General features: G+C 69.5%; 14 protein-coding genes. 5 read left to right on the forward strand and 9 right to left on the reverse strand.

Going from position 1 to position 14,139, the window contains the following annotated elements; translation table 11 throughout:
- Positions 1–2: 2 nt before the first annotated feature.
- The 5 genes from AB0H62_RS46640 to AB0H62_RS46660 are packed head-to-tail and all read right to left on the reverse strand — an operon-like array spanning position 3 to position 4,675.
- Positions 3–614, reverse strand: a complete 612-nt coding sequence (locus tag AB0H62_RS46640) for a potassium-transporting ATPase subunit C (protein ID WP_220237752.1) — start codon at positions 612–614, stop codon at positions 3–5.
- Positions 615–619: 5 nt separating this feature from the next.
- Complete coding sequence (kdpB, locus tag AB0H62_RS46645) at positions 620–2,716, reverse strand: potassium-transporting ATPase subunit KdpB (RefSeq protein ID WP_360592554.1); 2,097 nt, start codon at positions 2,714–2,716, stop codon at positions 620–622.
- Complete coding sequence (gene kdpA / locus AB0H62_RS46650; RefSeq protein WP_220237750.1) at positions 2,713–4,374, reverse strand: potassium-transporting ATPase subunit KdpA; 1,662 nt, start codon at positions 4,372–4,374, stop codon at positions 2,713–2,715. The genes kdpB and kdpA overlap by 4 nt, the downstream gene beginning before the upstream one ends.
- Entirely contained in the window at positions 4,374–4,475 is a 102-nt protein-coding gene (gene kdpF, locus AB0H62_RS46655) for a K(+)-transporting ATPase subunit F (protein WP_220237749.1), read from the reverse strand. The genes kdpA and kdpF overlap by 1 nt, the downstream gene beginning before the upstream one ends.
- Positions 4,472–4,675 (reverse strand): hypothetical protein, encoded by a 204-nt coding sequence (locus AB0H62_RS46660; protein ID WP_220237748.1) that lies wholly within the window; start codon positions 4,673–4,675, stop codon positions 4,472–4,474. Before AB0H62_RS46660 ends, kdpF begins: the two co-directional genes overlap by 4 nt.
- 231 nt (positions 4,676–4,906) lie before the next feature.
- On the opposite strand from AB0H62_RS46660, the gene asnB reads away from it, so the two are divergent.
- Positions 4,907–6,745 (forward strand): asparagine synthase (glutamine-hydrolyzing), encoded by a 1,839-nt coding sequence (asnB, locus tag AB0H62_RS46665; RefSeq protein WP_220237747.1) that lies wholly within the window; start codon positions 4,907–4,909, stop codon positions 6,743–6,745.
- Between the two features lie 78 nt (positions 6,746–6,823).
- Here the strand turns inward: asnB and AB0H62_RS46670 are convergent, their stop codons facing one another.
- A complete protein-coding gene (locus AB0H62_RS46670) occupies positions 6,824–7,327 on the reverse strand; it encodes a GNAT family N-acetyltransferase (protein WP_360592556.1) in 504 nt (167 codons plus the stop codon).
- Positions 7,324–7,863: an SRPBCC family protein gene (locus tag AB0H62_RS46675; RefSeq protein WP_220237745.1), complete on the reverse strand. Its 540-nt coding sequence runs from the start codon at positions 7,861–7,863 to the stop codon at positions 7,324–7,326. Before AB0H62_RS46675 ends, AB0H62_RS46670 begins: the two co-directional genes overlap by 4 nt.
- A 59-nt stretch (positions 7,864–7,922) precedes the next feature.
- Here AB0H62_RS46675 and AB0H62_RS46680 point away from each other — a divergent pair, with 59 nt between their 5' ends.
- From AB0H62_RS46680 to AB0H62_RS46695, 4 genes are all read left to right on the forward strand, one after another.
- Positions 7,923–8,504, forward strand: coding sequence for a TetR family transcriptional regulator (locus AB0H62_RS46680; protein WP_360592557.1), 582 nt, complete (start codon positions 7,923–7,925; stop codon positions 8,502–8,504).
- Between the two features lie 204 nt (positions 8,505–8,708).
- Positions 8,709–10,127 carry an SLC13 family permease gene (locus tag AB0H62_RS46685; protein ID WP_360592559.1) on the forward strand — a complete coding sequence of 473 codons (1,419 nt, stop codon included), beginning with the start codon at positions 8,709–8,711 and terminating at the stop codon, positions 10,125–10,127.
- A gap of 20 nt (positions 10,128–10,147) precedes the next feature.
- Positions 10,148–11,371 carry a CaiB/BaiF CoA-transferase family protein gene (locus AB0H62_RS46690; RefSeq protein WP_360592602.1) on the forward strand — a complete coding sequence of 408 codons (1,224 nt, stop codon included), beginning with the start codon at positions 10,148–10,150 and terminating at the stop codon, positions 11,369–11,371.
- A complete protein-coding gene (locus AB0H62_RS46695; protein WP_360592561.1) occupies positions 11,368–12,258 on the forward strand; it encodes a hydroxymethylglutaryl-CoA lyase in 891 nt (296 codons plus the stop codon). The genes AB0H62_RS46690 and AB0H62_RS46695 overlap by 4 nt, the downstream gene beginning before the upstream one ends.
- A gap of 6 nt (positions 12,259–12,264) precedes the next feature.
- Here AB0H62_RS46695 and AB0H62_RS46700 read toward each other — a convergent pair whose 3' ends face one another.
- Together AB0H62_RS46700 and AB0H62_RS46705 are read right to left on the reverse strand one after the other, a co-directional pair.
- Entirely contained in the window at positions 12,265–13,068 is an 804-nt protein-coding gene (locus AB0H62_RS46700; RefSeq protein WP_220237741.1) for an IclR family transcriptional regulator, read from the reverse strand.
- A gap of 73 nt (positions 13,069–13,141) precedes the next feature.
- A complete protein-coding gene (locus AB0H62_RS46705) occupies positions 13,142–14,119 on the reverse strand; it encodes an aldo/keto reductase (protein WP_360592563.1) in 978 nt (325 codons plus the stop codon).
- Between the last annotated feature and the right edge of the window lie 20 nt (positions 14,120–14,139).

The following is a 14,139-nucleotide window of genomic DNA, read 5'->3' on the forward strand; positions in this document are numbered from 1 at the left end:
TGTCAGTGTGCTCCTGGCGCAGCGGAATGCACGGCCAAGTTGAGCAGCAGCACGTTCACGCCCGGCACGCCGATCCCGGCGCCCGTGGTGTTCGCCTCGACCAGCTCGCGCACCTTGTCCTCGCTCAGCCCCGTGTTCTTCGCGACACGCGGGATCTGGAGGTCGGCGTACGCGACGCTGATCGACGGGTCGAGGCCGGAACCGGAAGCGGTCACGGCGTCCGCCGGCACCTGGGCCGGGGCGACGTTCTCCCGCTTCGCGATGGCGTCCTTGCGCTCGGTGATGGTCTTCACGAGGTCCTCGTTGAACGGGCCCTTGTTCGACGCGCCCGAGGTGGACGGGTCACCGGGGCCGAGCGCGTCCTTCGACAACGCCGAGGGCCGGTTGTGGAACCAGGGGTCGTGCGCCGGGTCGGCCGCGACCGGGTCGATCCCGATCAGCGACGACCCCACGGCCTGCCCGTTCTGCGTGACGACCGAGCCTTCCGCGTTCGACTCCAGGCCCGGGATCCGCCCGATCGCCCACACGGCGAACGGGTAGATCAGCCCGAGCAGCACCGTCATCGCGATGATGACGCGCAGGCCCGCCCAGGTCTGCTTGACCAATGAGTTCATCAGATTCACCCGATTCCAGGGATGTGGCGCACGATCAAGTCGATCACCCAGATACCGAGGAACGGGCTCACGATGCCGCCGAGGCCGTAGATCAGCAGGTTCCGGCGCAGCAGCGCGGAAGCCGACGACGGCCGGTACCGCACGCCCCGCAGGGCCAGCGGGATCAGGGCGACGATGATCAGTGCGTTGAAGATGACGGCCGAGAGGATGGCCGACTGGGGTGTCGCCAGGTGCATGATGTTCAGCGCGCCCAGCTGGGCGAAGATGGACGTGAACATCGCGGGCAGGATGGCGAAGTACTTCGCGAGGTCGTTGGCGACACTGAAGGTCGTGAGCGCGCCGCGCGTGATGAGCAGCTGCTTGCCGATCTCCACGATCTCGATGAGCTTGGTCGGGTTCGAGTCGAGGTCGACCATGTTGCCGGCCTCCTTCGCGGCCGACGTGCCCGTGTTCATCGCGACGCCGACGTCGGACTGCGCCAGCGCGGGCGCGTCGTTCGTGCCGTCACCCGTCATCGCGACGAGCCGCCCGCCCTCCTGCTCCTTCTTGATGAGCGCCATCTTGTCCTCGGGCTTGGCCTCGGCGAGGTAGTCGTCGACGCCCGCGTCCTCGGCGATGGCCTTGGCGGTGAGCGGGTTGTCACCCGTGATCATCACCGTCTTGATGCCCATCGAACGCAGTTCCTGGAACCGTTCCTTCATGCCCGGCTTGACCACGTCGGACAGGCGGATCACGCCGCGCACGAACGCGCGTCCGCCGGCCGACTCCGCCACCACCAGCGGCGTGCCGCCCTGCTGGCTGATCTCGTCGACGACGCGCTCGGTCTCGTCCGGCATCGCGCCGCCGCGCTCGCGCACCCACTGGCGCACGGCCGAGGTGGCGCCCTTGCGGACCTCACGGTCGCCGAGGTCGACACCGCTCATCCGCGTCTGCGCCGTGAAGGGCACGAACTCGGCGAGCTTCTCGCTGTCGCCGGCCTTGTCGGGCAGGCCGTGGTTCGCCGTGATCAGCTCGATGATGCTGCGACCCTCGGGCGTGCCGTCGGCGAGGCTGGACAGCCGGGCCGCGCGGGCCAGATCGTCCATTGTGGACCCGACGACGGGGATCAGCTCGGTGGCCTTGCGGTTGCCGAAGGTGATCGTGCCCGTCTTGTCGAGCAGCAGCGTCGAGACGTCGCCCGCGGCTTCCACCGCGCGCCCGGAGGTGGCCAGCACGTTGCGCTGCACCAGCCGGTCCATGCCCGCGATGCCGATGGCGCTCAGCAGCGCGCCGATCGTGGTCGGGATCAGGCAGACGAGCAGTGCCGTCAGCACGATCACCGACTGTTCCTTGCCCGAATACCCGGCCATCGGCTGCAGCGCCACCACGGCGAGCAGGAAGATGATGGTCAGGGTCGAGAGCAGGATCGTCAGCGCGATCTCGTTGGGCGTCTTCTGCCGGGAAGCGCCTTCCACCAACGCGATCATGCGGTCCACGAAGGACTCACCGGGCTTGGTGGTGATCTTCACGACGATCCGGTCGGACAGCACCGTGGTGCCACCCGTCACGGCCGAGCGGTCGCCGCCCGACTCGCGGATGACCGGCGCCGACTCGCCCGTGATGGCCGACTCGTCGACGGTCGCGATGCCCTCGACGACGTCACCGTCGCCAGGGATGATCTGACCGGCCTCGACGACCACCAGGTCGCCGACGCGCAGGTCGACCCCGGGCACACTCTCCTCGGAGCCGTCCTCGGTCAGCCGCCGCGCGACCGTCTCCTTCTTGGACCTGCGCAGCGACTCGGCTTGCGCCTTGCCGCGCCCTTCGGCGACGGCCTCGGCGAGGTTCGCGAACAGCACGGTCAGCCACAGCCAGATCGCGACGAGGATCGCGAACACGCTCGGCTCCACGATCGCGAACACCGTGGTGAGCGCCGAACCGGCCCACACCACGAACATCACGGGGTTCTTCAGCTGGTGCTTGGGGTTGAGCTTGCGCAGTGCGTCGGGCAGCGAGATCCAGAGCTGGCGCGCGTTGAACGCGCCCGCCCCGACGCGGCCCGCGTTCTCCGCGTGGTGCTGCTGGTCTTCCAGGGGACTTCGAGGGGTTTCGGTGACTGTCATGCCATCGCCTCCGCAATGGGCCCGAGCGCGAGCGCCGGGACGAAAGTGAGGGCCGCGACGAGGACGATGGTTCCGGTGAGCATCGTGGCGAACAGCGGCCCGGTGGTGGGCAGGGTGCCGGCGGTCTCGGGAACCTTCTTCTGCTTGGCCAGCGAACCGGCGAGGCAGAGGACCGCGATGATCGGGATGAACCGGCCGAGCAGCATGGCGACGCCGAACGAGGACTGGAACCAGTTGCTCGTGGCGGTCAGGCCGCCGAAGGCGCTGCCGTTGTTGTTGGCGGTCGAGGCGTAGCCGTAGAGGATCTCCGACAGGCCGTGGGCGCCCGGGTTGCCCAGCGCGCTCTGCGTGTCGGGCATCGCCAGGGCGATCCCGGCGCCGACGAGCACGAGCGTCGGCATCGCGAGCATCGAGATCGCCGCGGCGGTGACTTCCCGCTTGCCGAGCTTCTTTCCCAGGTACTCCGGCGTGCGCCCGACCATGAGGCCCGCGAGGAACATCGCGATCACGGCCATCACGAGGATGCCGTAGAGACCGGTGCCGACGCCGCCCGGCGAGATCTCGCCGAAGAGCATGTTCAGCAACGGCCCGCCGCCGCCCAGACCCGAAAGGCTGTCGTGCGCGCCGTTGACCGCGCCCGTGGACGTACCCGTTGTCGTATCGGCGAAGATCGACGTGAGGCTCAGCCCGAAGCGTTGTTCCTTGCCCTCCATGTTGGCCCCGGCGGCCAGCGCGGCCGGGCTGTTGGTGAAGGACTCCGCGGTCCAGATCAGGACCAGCATGGCGCCCCAGAGCGCGCCCATCACCGACAGCAGGACGTAGCCCTGCTTCTTGTTCCCGACCAGCTGCCCGAAGGTGCGGGTGAGGCTCACAGGGATCACGAGGATCAGGAACAGCTCGATCAGGTTGGTCCACGCGTTCGGGTTCTCGAACGGGTGCGAGGAGTTCGCGTTCAGGATGCCGCCACCGTTGGTGCCGAGCTCCTTGATCGTCTCCTGGCTCGCCGCCGGCGCCAGCGCGATGGTGCTCTGGCTGCCGTCGGGGTTCGTCACCGCGACGCCGGAGTGCAGGCTCTGCACCACGCCCAGCCCGATGAGCACGATGGCGAAGACGAACGCCATCGGCAGCAGCACGCGGATCGTGCCGCGCGTGAGGTCCACCCAGAAGTTGCCAAGGCGGTCGGTTTTCGAGCGGATGAACCCGCGCGTCACCGCGATCGCGACGGCCAGGCCCACACCCGCCGACACGAAGTTCTGCACGGTGAGGCCCGTCATCTGCACGAAGTGGCCCATCGTCGTCTCGGGGACGTAGGACTGCCAGTTCGTGTTCGCCACGAAGCTCGCCGCCGTGTTGAACGCGACCGAGGGCGACACCGCGCCGCGGCCGAGGCTCAACGGCAGCACCGACTGCAGGCGCTGCAGCAGGTACAGCAGGATGATCGACGCGAAGGAGAACCCGAGCACCCCGGACGCGTAGGTCTTCCAGTGCTGCTCGGAGTCGGGGTTGACGCGGACGATCTTGTAGAAGACCTTCTCGACCCGCCAGTGCTTCTCGTTCGAGAAGACCCGGGCCATGTAGTCGCCGAGCGGTTTGTAGACCACCGCCAGGGCGACGAGCAGTAGACCGACCTGGAGGAGGCCGGCGCCGACATCACTCATCAGAACTTCTCCGGCCTCACCAGTGCGATGAACAGGTAGACGATCAGGCCCAGCGCCAGCAGTCCGCCGACGATGTTGGCCACGGTGCCGGCGCCGCTCACAGCTTCTCCATCCCGCGCAGCGTCAGGGCTAGGACCACAAACACGCCGATCGTCAGCAAGACGTACAACAAGTCGGCCACAAGGCACCTCTCAAGACAGGTCACCCAGGGCGGGTGACCGTTGGACGTCGCAACTGTGCGGTTGTAGCGCTGCGTGATGGAGACGGTCTGACGCCTCCTTGACGCGGTCTCCTTGGCCATTTACGCGTTCTTGACGCCGGGTGACCCCCGCCACCGCCGTTCGCCTGGTACTCGAGGACGTTCGGTTGATCTTGGGTGGTAACTCGACGTAGTTGGTTAGTGACTGGCATCACAAAACGTAGTGGATCTACGACGGAGCGTGCAATTCGGGCAGACATGGCCCGCCGGTCTGTGTTACACCAGTGTTTCGAATAGTTGTATTACCTAAGCAAAAATCACGGAGGCACGCGGATGTGCGGAATCGCCGGCTGGGTTTCCTACGACTCTGACCTGTCACAACGGCAGGAGATCGTCGACGCGATGACGGAGACGATGGCGTGCCGCGGCCCGGACGACCGTGGCACGTGGGTGCGCCGCAACGTCGCGCTCGGGCACCGCAGGCTCGCGATCATCGACCTGCCGGGCGGCCGCCAGCCCATGAGTGTGCGCACGCCCAACGGCGAGATTTCCATGGTCTACAGCGGCGAGGCCTACAACTTCACCGAACTTCGTGAAGAACTCACGAAGCTCGGGCACACGTGGGAGACCGACAGCGACACCGAGGTCGTGCTCCACGGGTACCTGCAGTGGGGCGACGCGGTCGTCGACCACCTGAACGGCATGTACGCGTTCGCGATCTGGGACGAGCGCGACCAGAAGCTCGTGATGATCCGCGACCGCATGGGGATCAAGCCGTTCTACTACTACCCGACGCGCGACGGCGTGCTGTTCGGCTCGGAACCCAAGGCGATCCTGGCCAACCCGCTGGCGAAGCGCGTCGTGGACAGCGACGGCCTGCGCGAGCTGTTGGCGTTCACCAAGCGCCCCGGCTGGTCGCTGTGGAAGGGCATGGCCGAGGTCGAGCCGGGCACCGTCGTCACGGTGTCGAAGGAAGGCATCCGCTCCCGCACGTACTGGAAGCTCGACGCGAAGCAGCACACGGACGACCAGGAGACCACCGTCGCGCGCGTGCGCGAGCTGATGACCGACATCGTCAACCGCCAGCTCGTGGCCGACGTGCCGCGTTGCGTGCTGCTCTCGGGCGGGCTCGACTCCAGCGCCGTCACGGGTCTCGCGGCCGTGCGGCTGGCCGAGCAGGGTGAGCAGCTGCGCACGTTCTCGGTCGACTTCACAGGCCAGGAGGAGAACTTCCAGCCGGACGAGATGCGCGACACCCCGGACTCGCCGTTCATCCGCGACGTCGCGAAGCTCGTCGGCTCGGCGCACCAGGACGTGGTGCTCAACCCGGGCGAGCTGTCCGACCCGGAGGTGCGCCGCACCGTGCTGCGGGCGCGCGACATCCCCGCCGGCCTCGGTGACATGGACACGTCGCTGTACCTGCTGTTCAAGGCGATCCGCGGCGAGTCCACAGTGGCCCTGTCGGGTGAGTCGGCCGACGAGGTGTTCGGCGGGTACCGCTGGTTCCACGACGAGTCGGTGCACGCCGACACGTTCCCGTGGCTGGCCTTCCGCTCGGGCCTGATGACGGAGCGGGAAGCGTTGCTGCGCCCCGAAGTCGCCACGCACCTGAGCCTCGGCGACTACGTGGCCGACCAGTACCGCACCGCCGTGGACAAGGTCGAGCACCTCGACGGCGAGTCGGAGCAGGACGCGCGCATGCGCACCATCTGCAACCTCCACCTGAGCCGGTTCGTGCGGATGCTGCTCGACCGCAAGGACCGCGCGTCGATGGCCGTGGGCCTGGAGGTGCGCGTGCCGTTCTGCGACCACCGGCTCGTGGAGTACGTGTACAACACGCCGTGGTCGCTCAAGACCTTCGACGGCCGCGAGAAGAGCCTCCTGCGGCACGCGACCAAGCACGTGCTGCCGGACTCGGTGCGCGACCGCGTGAAGAGCCCGTACCCGTCCACTCAGGACCCCGGGTACCCGGCCGCGTTGCAGCAGCAGGTGAAGGAAGTGCTGGCGGAGCGCGACAACCCGGTGTTCCAGCTCGTGAGCCGCGAGTGGCTCACGAAGGTGTCCGAAGTGGACCCGGTGACGATCGAGCCGACGCAGCGGGTGGGGATGGACCGCGCGCTGGACCTCTACCACTGGTTCGACATGTACTCGCCCGAGCTGCAGCTGGACTGAGTTCCCTTGCTTGACGCCGTGGCCCGCCTCCCCCGCGTCCGGGAGGCGGGCCACGGCTCTTCTTCTCGGGTCGGCGGGTCAGAGTTCGAGGCTGGCGTCCACGTCGGCGCCGTGCACGTCGAGGTCCGCGCCGGTGCCGGTGAGCAGGCGGCGGGCGGCGGCGTTGTCCACGGTGGTCGAGGCGATGAACCTCGCCGCGCCACCGTCGCGCGCGGCTTCGAGCAGCACTTCCGTCACGCGCTTGCCGATGCCGCGCCCGCGCACCGAGCGGCCCAGCCACACACCGGCCTCCACCGCGACGGCCGAGGGCCCGTGCACCGGTTGCAGCCGCGCAGCCCCGGCCGCCCGGCCGCCGACCTCCACGAGCCACGTGGTTTCGATCGCGGTGTCCGGGTCGAGGCAGCGCCGCCGGTGGAACGTGAGAAACGCCTGGCGCCGCTCGGGCGTCCAGCCCGGCGGGCCCTCCACCGGAGGCATCACCTCGAGGGGGTCGGCGTCGGCGACCGCGGCCTCGAGCAGCCGGTGCAGGGCCGGCTCGTCGAGGGGGGTCAGCACGATCTCGGAATCGAAGGCTCCGGTCACGCACGGAGCTTGGCACGAGGATCTTGGTCGCGCGACCTGGTAATACGGCTTACCAACGTCTTCCCGGCCTCGCGGAGCAACCGGACGTACGGCGACCACCGCGCCGGGGCCACGACACCGCCGGTCAGCACCCGTTCCGCCTGGTCGAGGCAGTCCTCGATCAGCGCGTCGTGCAGCGGCCGCCAGAACAGCGGCCAGGTGATCCGCGCGGCACCGTGCAGGTGCGCCGCGAGCACGTGCCGCAGCTCACAACCGTCCGAAGTGTCCTGCACGAGGAACTCGTGGAAACCGTCGATCCCTTGCGGCGCCGTGAATCTGCAACGGAATGACCGTCCTTCATGGAAGCTTTCCACGACGTAGTGCACGGGCCCGTGGCCACCCGGGACACCGGGCGCGACCGGGCCGGCGAACCGCATCGGCGGCCACAGCTCGACCGGCCACAGCCGATCGCCGGGCGCGCCGAGCGTGTCGAGCAGGGCACCCGCCTCGGCGGCGGACACGGGGAACTCGCGAGCGTGAACGTTGAGCACAGCCATGGGACCGCTCCGTTCTAGAGACTTTACTCCATAACGTATTAGAGCATAGTCTCCACAACATGGGCAGGCCTCCGGCTTACACGACCGCACAGTTCCTCGACGCGGCCACCGCACTGTTCGCCGGGGGCGGCGCGCGCGCCGTGACGATGGCCGCCACGGCGAAAGCCGCGGGCGCCCCGAACGGCTCGATCTATCACCGCTTCGCCGACCGCCCGGAACTCCTGGCCGCCCTGTGGATCACGACACTGCGCGACTTCCAGGACGACTTCATTGCCCTGCTGGGTCCGGCCCCCTCAGTGGACGACGCCATCGCCGCCGCCGCCAGCGTCGTCCACTGGTGCCGCCGCCGCCCGGCCGGCGCGCACGTGCTGGACGCGGGGAAGCAGGCGTTCTCCCCGGCCGACTGGTCCCCTTCCGCGACCGCCGACCTCGCGCGCGCCGAGAACGAACTGAAAGCCGCGATCAAACACGCCACGGCGACGCTGCCGTCCTCCGTCGGCTGCACCGCGGAAGACGTGGTGCTGGCGCTCGTCGAGGTGCCGCGCGCCGTGGTCCACCGCTACCTCTCCGGCGGCCGGACGCCACCGCCGAAGGCCGCCGACCTGGTGGCCCGCTCGGCCCGCAAGCTGCTCCGTCCTTGACCGCGCTCGCTCGCAGGTGCCCAACGCACCGAACCTCAGCCGCGTCCGGTTTAGGAAGATTTATCCCCTATTTGAGCCGTAACGACGTTTTGCCCTCATCGTCTTGACCCACATTGTGAACGTGTGCCCATAATTCGGGCCAACTTACCCGGGGAGCCGGGCGGACAGTGTGCAACGTCGCACGAGCGGACGGACAAAACTCTTATGTCGGACACGGCAATCTTGATCAACACGGCGGTCGCGATCATCGCGATCGCCGTGCTGATCGTCAGGTTCAAGCTGAACCCGCTGATCGCGCTGGTGATCGGCTGCTGCTATCTGGGGCTCGCCACCGGGCTGGGCGTCGGGAAGACCGTCGACGCCATCAGCTCGGGCTTCGGCGACATCATGGCCGAGATCGGCCTGCTCATCGCCTTCGGCGTGCTCATGGGCGCGATCCTGCGCGATCTCAGAGCGATCGAGCGGCTGGTGGACCGCCTGATGCACGCGGTCGGGCCGAAACGGATCCCGTACGCGCTGGCGCTGACGATCTCCACTTTCCTGCAGTCGATCTACCTGGACGTGCTGCTGGTGATCGCTGCGCCGCTCGCCAAGGGCATCGCGCCCCGGCTGGGCAAGTTCGGCACCGCGCGGATGGCCACCGCACTGGCGATCGGGCTGGAGTGCGGCATCATCTTCACCGTTCCGGGCGTCGGCGCGCTCGCACTCGCCGGGCTGCTGCACGTGCCCCTGGGCACCTACTTGCTGTACGGCCTGATCGTGGTCATCCCGACGGTCGTCATCGCGATCTTCGTGTCCACTTTCCTGCTCACGCGCGGCTGGTGGAAGCCGGCCATGGACGAGCAGGACGTCGCCGTCTCGGAAACCCCGAAGACCGAACCCGCCGATGACGATGACGATGACCGGGCTCCGACGGCCGCCGAGCCCGTCGCGGGTGGCGGCGCCACAGCCACCCTCGTCGAGACGCGGCAGCGGGCCGAGCCCCGGCTGTTCGTGCTCCTGGCCCCGCTCGTCGTCGCGTTGCTGCTGGTCGCCACCGGAGCCATCGCCGAGATGGCGCACTGGTCGAACCCGGTCGTCGCGCTGCTGTCCACGCCGATGGTGGCCCTGCTGATCGGGCTCGTCGGGACGTGCCTCGTCGGCCGCTGGTACGCCGGCCAGCCCCGGGTGGAGAAGGCGCTCGCGGCCGGACTGCGCCAGAGCGGGCAGATCCTGCTGCTGAGCGGTGTCGGTGGCTCGCTCGCGGCCGTCATCAAGGCCGTCGGCCTCGGTGACATCCTCGGCAAGTACCTCTCGGCCGGCGCGTGGGCGCCGCTGCTCGTGGTCTGGGCGATCGCCGCGGTGCTGCACATCGCGGTCGGCTCTGTGACGATCTCCGCGATCACCGCCGCGGGCCTGCTCGCCCCGGTGGCACCGGCGCTCGGGATCAACCCGGTACTCATCGCCCTCGCCGCGGGCGCCGGCTCGCTCTTCCTCGTGCACCTGACCAGCAACACGTTCTGGCTGCTGCAAGCACTGATGGGCCAGACGACGCGGGGCACGCTGAAGACCTGCTCGGTGGGCGTCTCGATCGCGTCGGTCACCGCGTTGGGCCCGATCCTCGCCCTGAGCCTGGTGCTGTGACCGAAACGAAAGAGGACCCGATGACCCAGCTGCCGCTTACGGGCGTGCGAGTGCTCGAACTCGGCAACTACATCGCCGGGCCGACCGCCGGACGGCTGCTCGCGGACTTCGGCGCCGAGGTGATCAAGGTCGAGCGGCCCGGCCGCGGCGACGAGCTGCGGAACTGGCGGCTGCACGCGGGCGACACCTCGATGCTGTTCCGCACGATCAACCGCAACAAGAAGTCCGTGGTACTCGACCTGAAGACCCCGGACGGTCGCGCCGCCGTGCTCGACCTCGTCGGGCACTGCGACGTGGTGATCGAGAACTTCCGGCCGGGCACGCTCGAAGCGTGGGGCCTCGGCCCCGACCGGCTCGAGGAGGCGAACCCCGACGTCGTGCTCGCGCGCATCTCCGCGTTCGGGCAGACCGGACCGCTCGCGCAGCGGCCGGGATTCGCCGCGGTGGCCGAGGCCTTCGGCGGGTTGCGGGAGCTCGTCGGAGAGGCAGACCGGCCGCCGTCGCGGGTCGGGGTGTCGATCGGCGACTCGATCGCCGGGCTGTACGCGGCGTTCGGTGTGCTGGTCGCATTGCGCGAGATCTCGGTGCGGGGCAAGGGGAAGCGCGGCCCGCTACGGGACCGGGTGGTCGATGTCGCCCTCCACGAAGCCGTGTTCTCCATGATGGAGTCGCTCGTGCCCGACCACCTCGCCCACGGCGTGGAGCGGCAGCGGGTCGGTGGCCGGATGGAGGGCATCGCGCCCAGCAACGCCTACCGGTGCGCCGACGGCACGAGCGTGGTGATCGCCGGCAACGGCGACTCGATCTTCGGTCGCTACATGCGGGCCATCGACCGGCCCGACCTCGCCGACGACCCGGGGCTCGCGACCAACGCCGGCCGGTGGGCGCGGCGAGACGAACTGGACCGCGCCATCTCGGAGTGGACCGCCGCACGCACCCGCGAGGAGGTGCTCACGGCGCTCGACGAGGCCGCGGTCCCGGCGGGTCCCATCTACACCGCCGCCGACATCTGCTCCGACGAGCAGTACCGCGCCCGCGCCATGATCCAGACGTTGCCGGTCGACGTCGGCGGCGACGAACCGGTCGACGTCGGGTTCCCCGGGATCGTGCCGGTGCTGGGCGCACGGTCGCTGCCGGTGCGCTCGGTGGGCCCGGATCTCGGCGCGCACACCCGTGAGGTGCTGCGCGACGTGCTCGGCCGGGGCGACGACGAGATCGAAGCCATCGCGGGAGGACGGGCATGACGCTCCGGGACGTGACACTGCGGGACGGGTTGCAGCTGACGGGCAAGCCGCTCCCGACCGACCACAAGATCGCCCTCGTGCGCGAACTGCTCGCGCTGGGTGTACCCGCCGTCGAGGTGGGCTCGATGGCCCGCCCCGACCTCGTGCCGTCGCTGGCCGACACCCCCGAGGTGCTGGCCGCGCTGACTCCGGCGGAGCTCGCGCGCTGCTGGGTGTGGGTCGCCACGCCGCGGCACGTCGAGAAGGCAGCGGCCGCCGGCGCGGTCAACTTCCAGTACTGCCTTTCCGCTTCGGACGCGCACAACCGGGCCAACCTCGGCCGGTCCACCGAGGACAGCCTGGCGGCCATGCCGGCGGCGGTGGCGAACGCGGGCGGCGGACGGGTGCAGCTGTGTATCGCCACGTCGTTCACGTGCCCGTTCCGCGGCGAGGTGCACCCGGAGCGGGTGCTCGCGATCGCCGACGATCCGCGGACAGCCGGCGCTGTGGACGTCGTCGTGTGCGACACGCTGGGGCAAGCCGTGCCCGCGCAGGTCACGAGCCTGGTCGGCGAAGTCGCGCGGCGGGGCCGACGCGTCGTGTACCACGGCCACGACACCTGGGGGCTCGGCGTCGCGAACTCGCTCGCGGCGCTGGCCGCCGGCGCCGACGAGGTCGACGGCGCGCTCGGCGGCCTCGGCGGCTGCCCGTTCGCGCCGGGGGCCAGTGGCAACGCCGCGACCGAGGACCTGTTGTTCGCGCTGCGTCCCGAGTGGCTCACGCCGTGCGTGTTCGCTCGCCTCGTGCGCCTCGCCGGTGACCTGCTCGACGAGCTGGGCGAACCGAACCGGTCGCGCGCCGGCCAGGGCGCGCGCACCAGTGCCATGGCCTTCCCGTGGGCGCTCTGACCGGCGTCAGTCCGGCATCCGGCCGCCGAGCGCACGGGTGATGCGCTCGGCGTGCTCGACGACGAGGTCGACCCACTCGACGCACTTCTCGTACGGCATCCGTAGCGTCGGGCCCTGCACGACGACCGCGCCGACCAGGTCGGCGGCAGAGTCGAACACGGGCGCCGCGACACCCGACGCGCTGTCGACCCGCTCCCCCACTGTGATCGCGTACCGGTCGGCAGCGGTCTGCTTGATGAGCTTGCGCAGCTCGTCGCGGTCGGTGACCGTGCCGGCGGTCAGCTGAGGCAGCTCGTGGCCCAGCACCTGCTCGGTCAGGTCCGGGTTCCACGCCAGCAGGACGCGCCCCGACGCACCGACCGAGACGGGCGCGATCCGGCCGACCGACATCTCCCGGCGCAACCCGTGGCGGGTCTCGGCGACGGCGATGCACACCCGGTGCTCACCCTCCACCCGGAAGAAACACGCGGTCTCGCCGGTGACGTCACGCAGGTCCTTCAGCACCGGGTTGACCACCGCGAGCACGTCGACCTCCCGCGCGGCGGCGGCCGCCCAGTACGCCATCTTCACGCCGATCCGGAACCGGTCGTCGACCCGGTCGAGGAACCCGTGGGCGACGAGGTTCGTCACCAGCCGCTGGACCGTCGAGGACGGGATCCCGGTGGCCTGCTGGATGTCCCGCAACGTCAGCGACGGCTCCCGCAGGGTGAATGCGTTGAGGATCTCGGTGATCTTCCCGAGCACGAGCAGCGGTGTATGGCCGCCCGCACCACCGGCGAGGCCGGCCTCGTTCTCGTCACGACCAGGCATGGTTCGAACATACGACACGGCAGGTGTGCCGTCCCACCGCGCCGGTTTCAGGGGGCCGTTTGAGGGGATGAGGTCAGAAGCCCGCGGGCAGGTGCGGCGCGTAGTTCTCCTCGAGCCGCTCCAGGTCCTTGTCACTCAACTCGAGGTCCACGGCGGCGACCGCGTCCGCGACGTGGCCCGGCTTGGTGGCGCCGAAGATCGGGGCCGTCACGGCGGGCTTGTGCAGCATCCACGCCAGCGCGACCTGCGCCCGCGACACCCCGCGCTCCGCGGCGATCTCCGCCACCGCCCCCGACACCAGGCGGTCGGCTTCCTCGGCCTGCGAGTAGAGCTTCTGGGCGAATCGGTCGCTTTCGCTGCGCTTCGTCGACTCGTCCCAGTCGCGCGTGAGCTTGCCGCGCGCGAGCGGGCTCCACGGCAGCACGCCGACGCCCTGGTCGAGGCAGAACGGGTGCATCTCCCGCTCCTCCTCGCGCTGGATGAGGTTGTACTGGTCCTGCATGGACACAAACCGCGTCCAGCCCCCGAGGTCGGCGACGTACTGCGCCTGCGCGAACTGCCACGCCCACATCGACGACGCGCCGAGGTACCGCACCTTGCCGGCGCGCACGAGGTCGTGCAGCGCCTCCATCGTCTCCTCGATCGGGGTGTTCACGTCGTAGCGGTGGATCTGGTACAGGTCCACGTAATCCGTGCCGAGACGACGCAGGCTGGCGTCGATCTGCGTCATGATGGCGCCGCGCGACAGGCCGGCGCCGTTGGGACCCGGGCCCATCCGGTTGTAGACCTTGGTGGCGATCACGACCTCTTCGCGCCGGGCGAGCTCCCCGAGCAGCTTGCCGGTGATCTCCTCGCTCGAGCCGTCGGAGTAGGTGTTGGCGGTGTCGAACGTGGTGATCCCGGCCTCCACCGCCTCCCGGAAGAACGGCCGCGACTCGTCGAGCCCCAGCGACCACTCGTGGCCTCCCCGGCTCGGGTCGCCGTAACTCATGCACCCGAGGATCACCCGCGAGACCTGCAGGCCACTCGATCCCAACCGGACGTACTCCATCGAAGGCCGCTCCTGTCGTG

It is taken from the genome of Amycolatopsis sp. NPDC050768 (assembly GCF_040654155.1).
Taxonomy (GTDB): Bacteria; Actinomycetota; Actinomycetes; order Mycobacteriales; family Pseudonocardiaceae; genus Amycolatopsis.

Coding starts and splice junctions, on each gene's coding strand:
- AB0H62_RS46640 (WP_220237752.1), bottom strand. CDS start 614: ATGAACTCATTGGTCAAGCAGACCTGGGCGGGCCTGCGCGTCATCATC.
- kdpB (WP_360592554.1), bottom strand. CDS start 2,716: ATGACAGTCACCGAAACCCCTCGAAGTCCCCTGGAAGACCAGCAGCAC.
- AB0H62_RS46685 (WP_360592559.1), top strand. CDS start 8,709: ATGTCGGACACGGCAATCTTGATCAACACGGCGGTCGCGATCATCGCG.
- AB0H62_RS46675 (WP_220237745.1), bottom strand. CDS start 7,863: ATGGCTGTGCTCAACGTTCACGCTCGCGAGTTCCCCGTGTCCGCCGCC.
- AB0H62_RS46660 (WP_220237748.1), bottom strand. CDS start 4,675: ATGGCCAAGGAGACCGCGTCAAGGAGGCGTCAGACCGTCTCCATCACG.
- AB0H62_RS46680 (WP_360592557.1), top strand. CDS start 7,923: ATGGGCAGGCCTCCGGCTTACACGACCGCACAGTTCCTCGACGCGGCC.
- AB0H62_RS46695 (WP_360592561.1), top strand. CDS start 11,368: ATGACGCTCCGGGACGTGACACTGCGGGACGGGTTGCAGCTGACGGGC.
- AB0H62_RS46690 (WP_360592602.1), top strand. CDS start 10,148: ATGACCCAGCTGCCGCTTACGGGCGTGCGAGTGCTCGAACTCGGCAAC.
- AB0H62_RS46705 (WP_360592563.1), bottom strand. CDS start 14,119: ATGGAGTACGTCCGGTTGGGATCGAGTGGCCTGCAGGTCTCGCGGGTG.
- kdpA (WP_220237750.1), bottom strand. CDS start 4,374: ATGAGTGATGTCGGCGCCGGCCTCCTCCAGGTCGGTCTACTGCTCGTC.
- AB0H62_RS46700 (WP_220237741.1), bottom strand. CDS start 13,068: ATGCCTGGTCGTGACGAGAACGAGGCCGGCCTCGCCGGTGGTGCGGGC.
- asnB (WP_220237747.1), top strand. CDS start 4,907: ATGTGCGGAATCGCCGGCTGGGTTTCCTACGACTCTGACCTGTCACAA.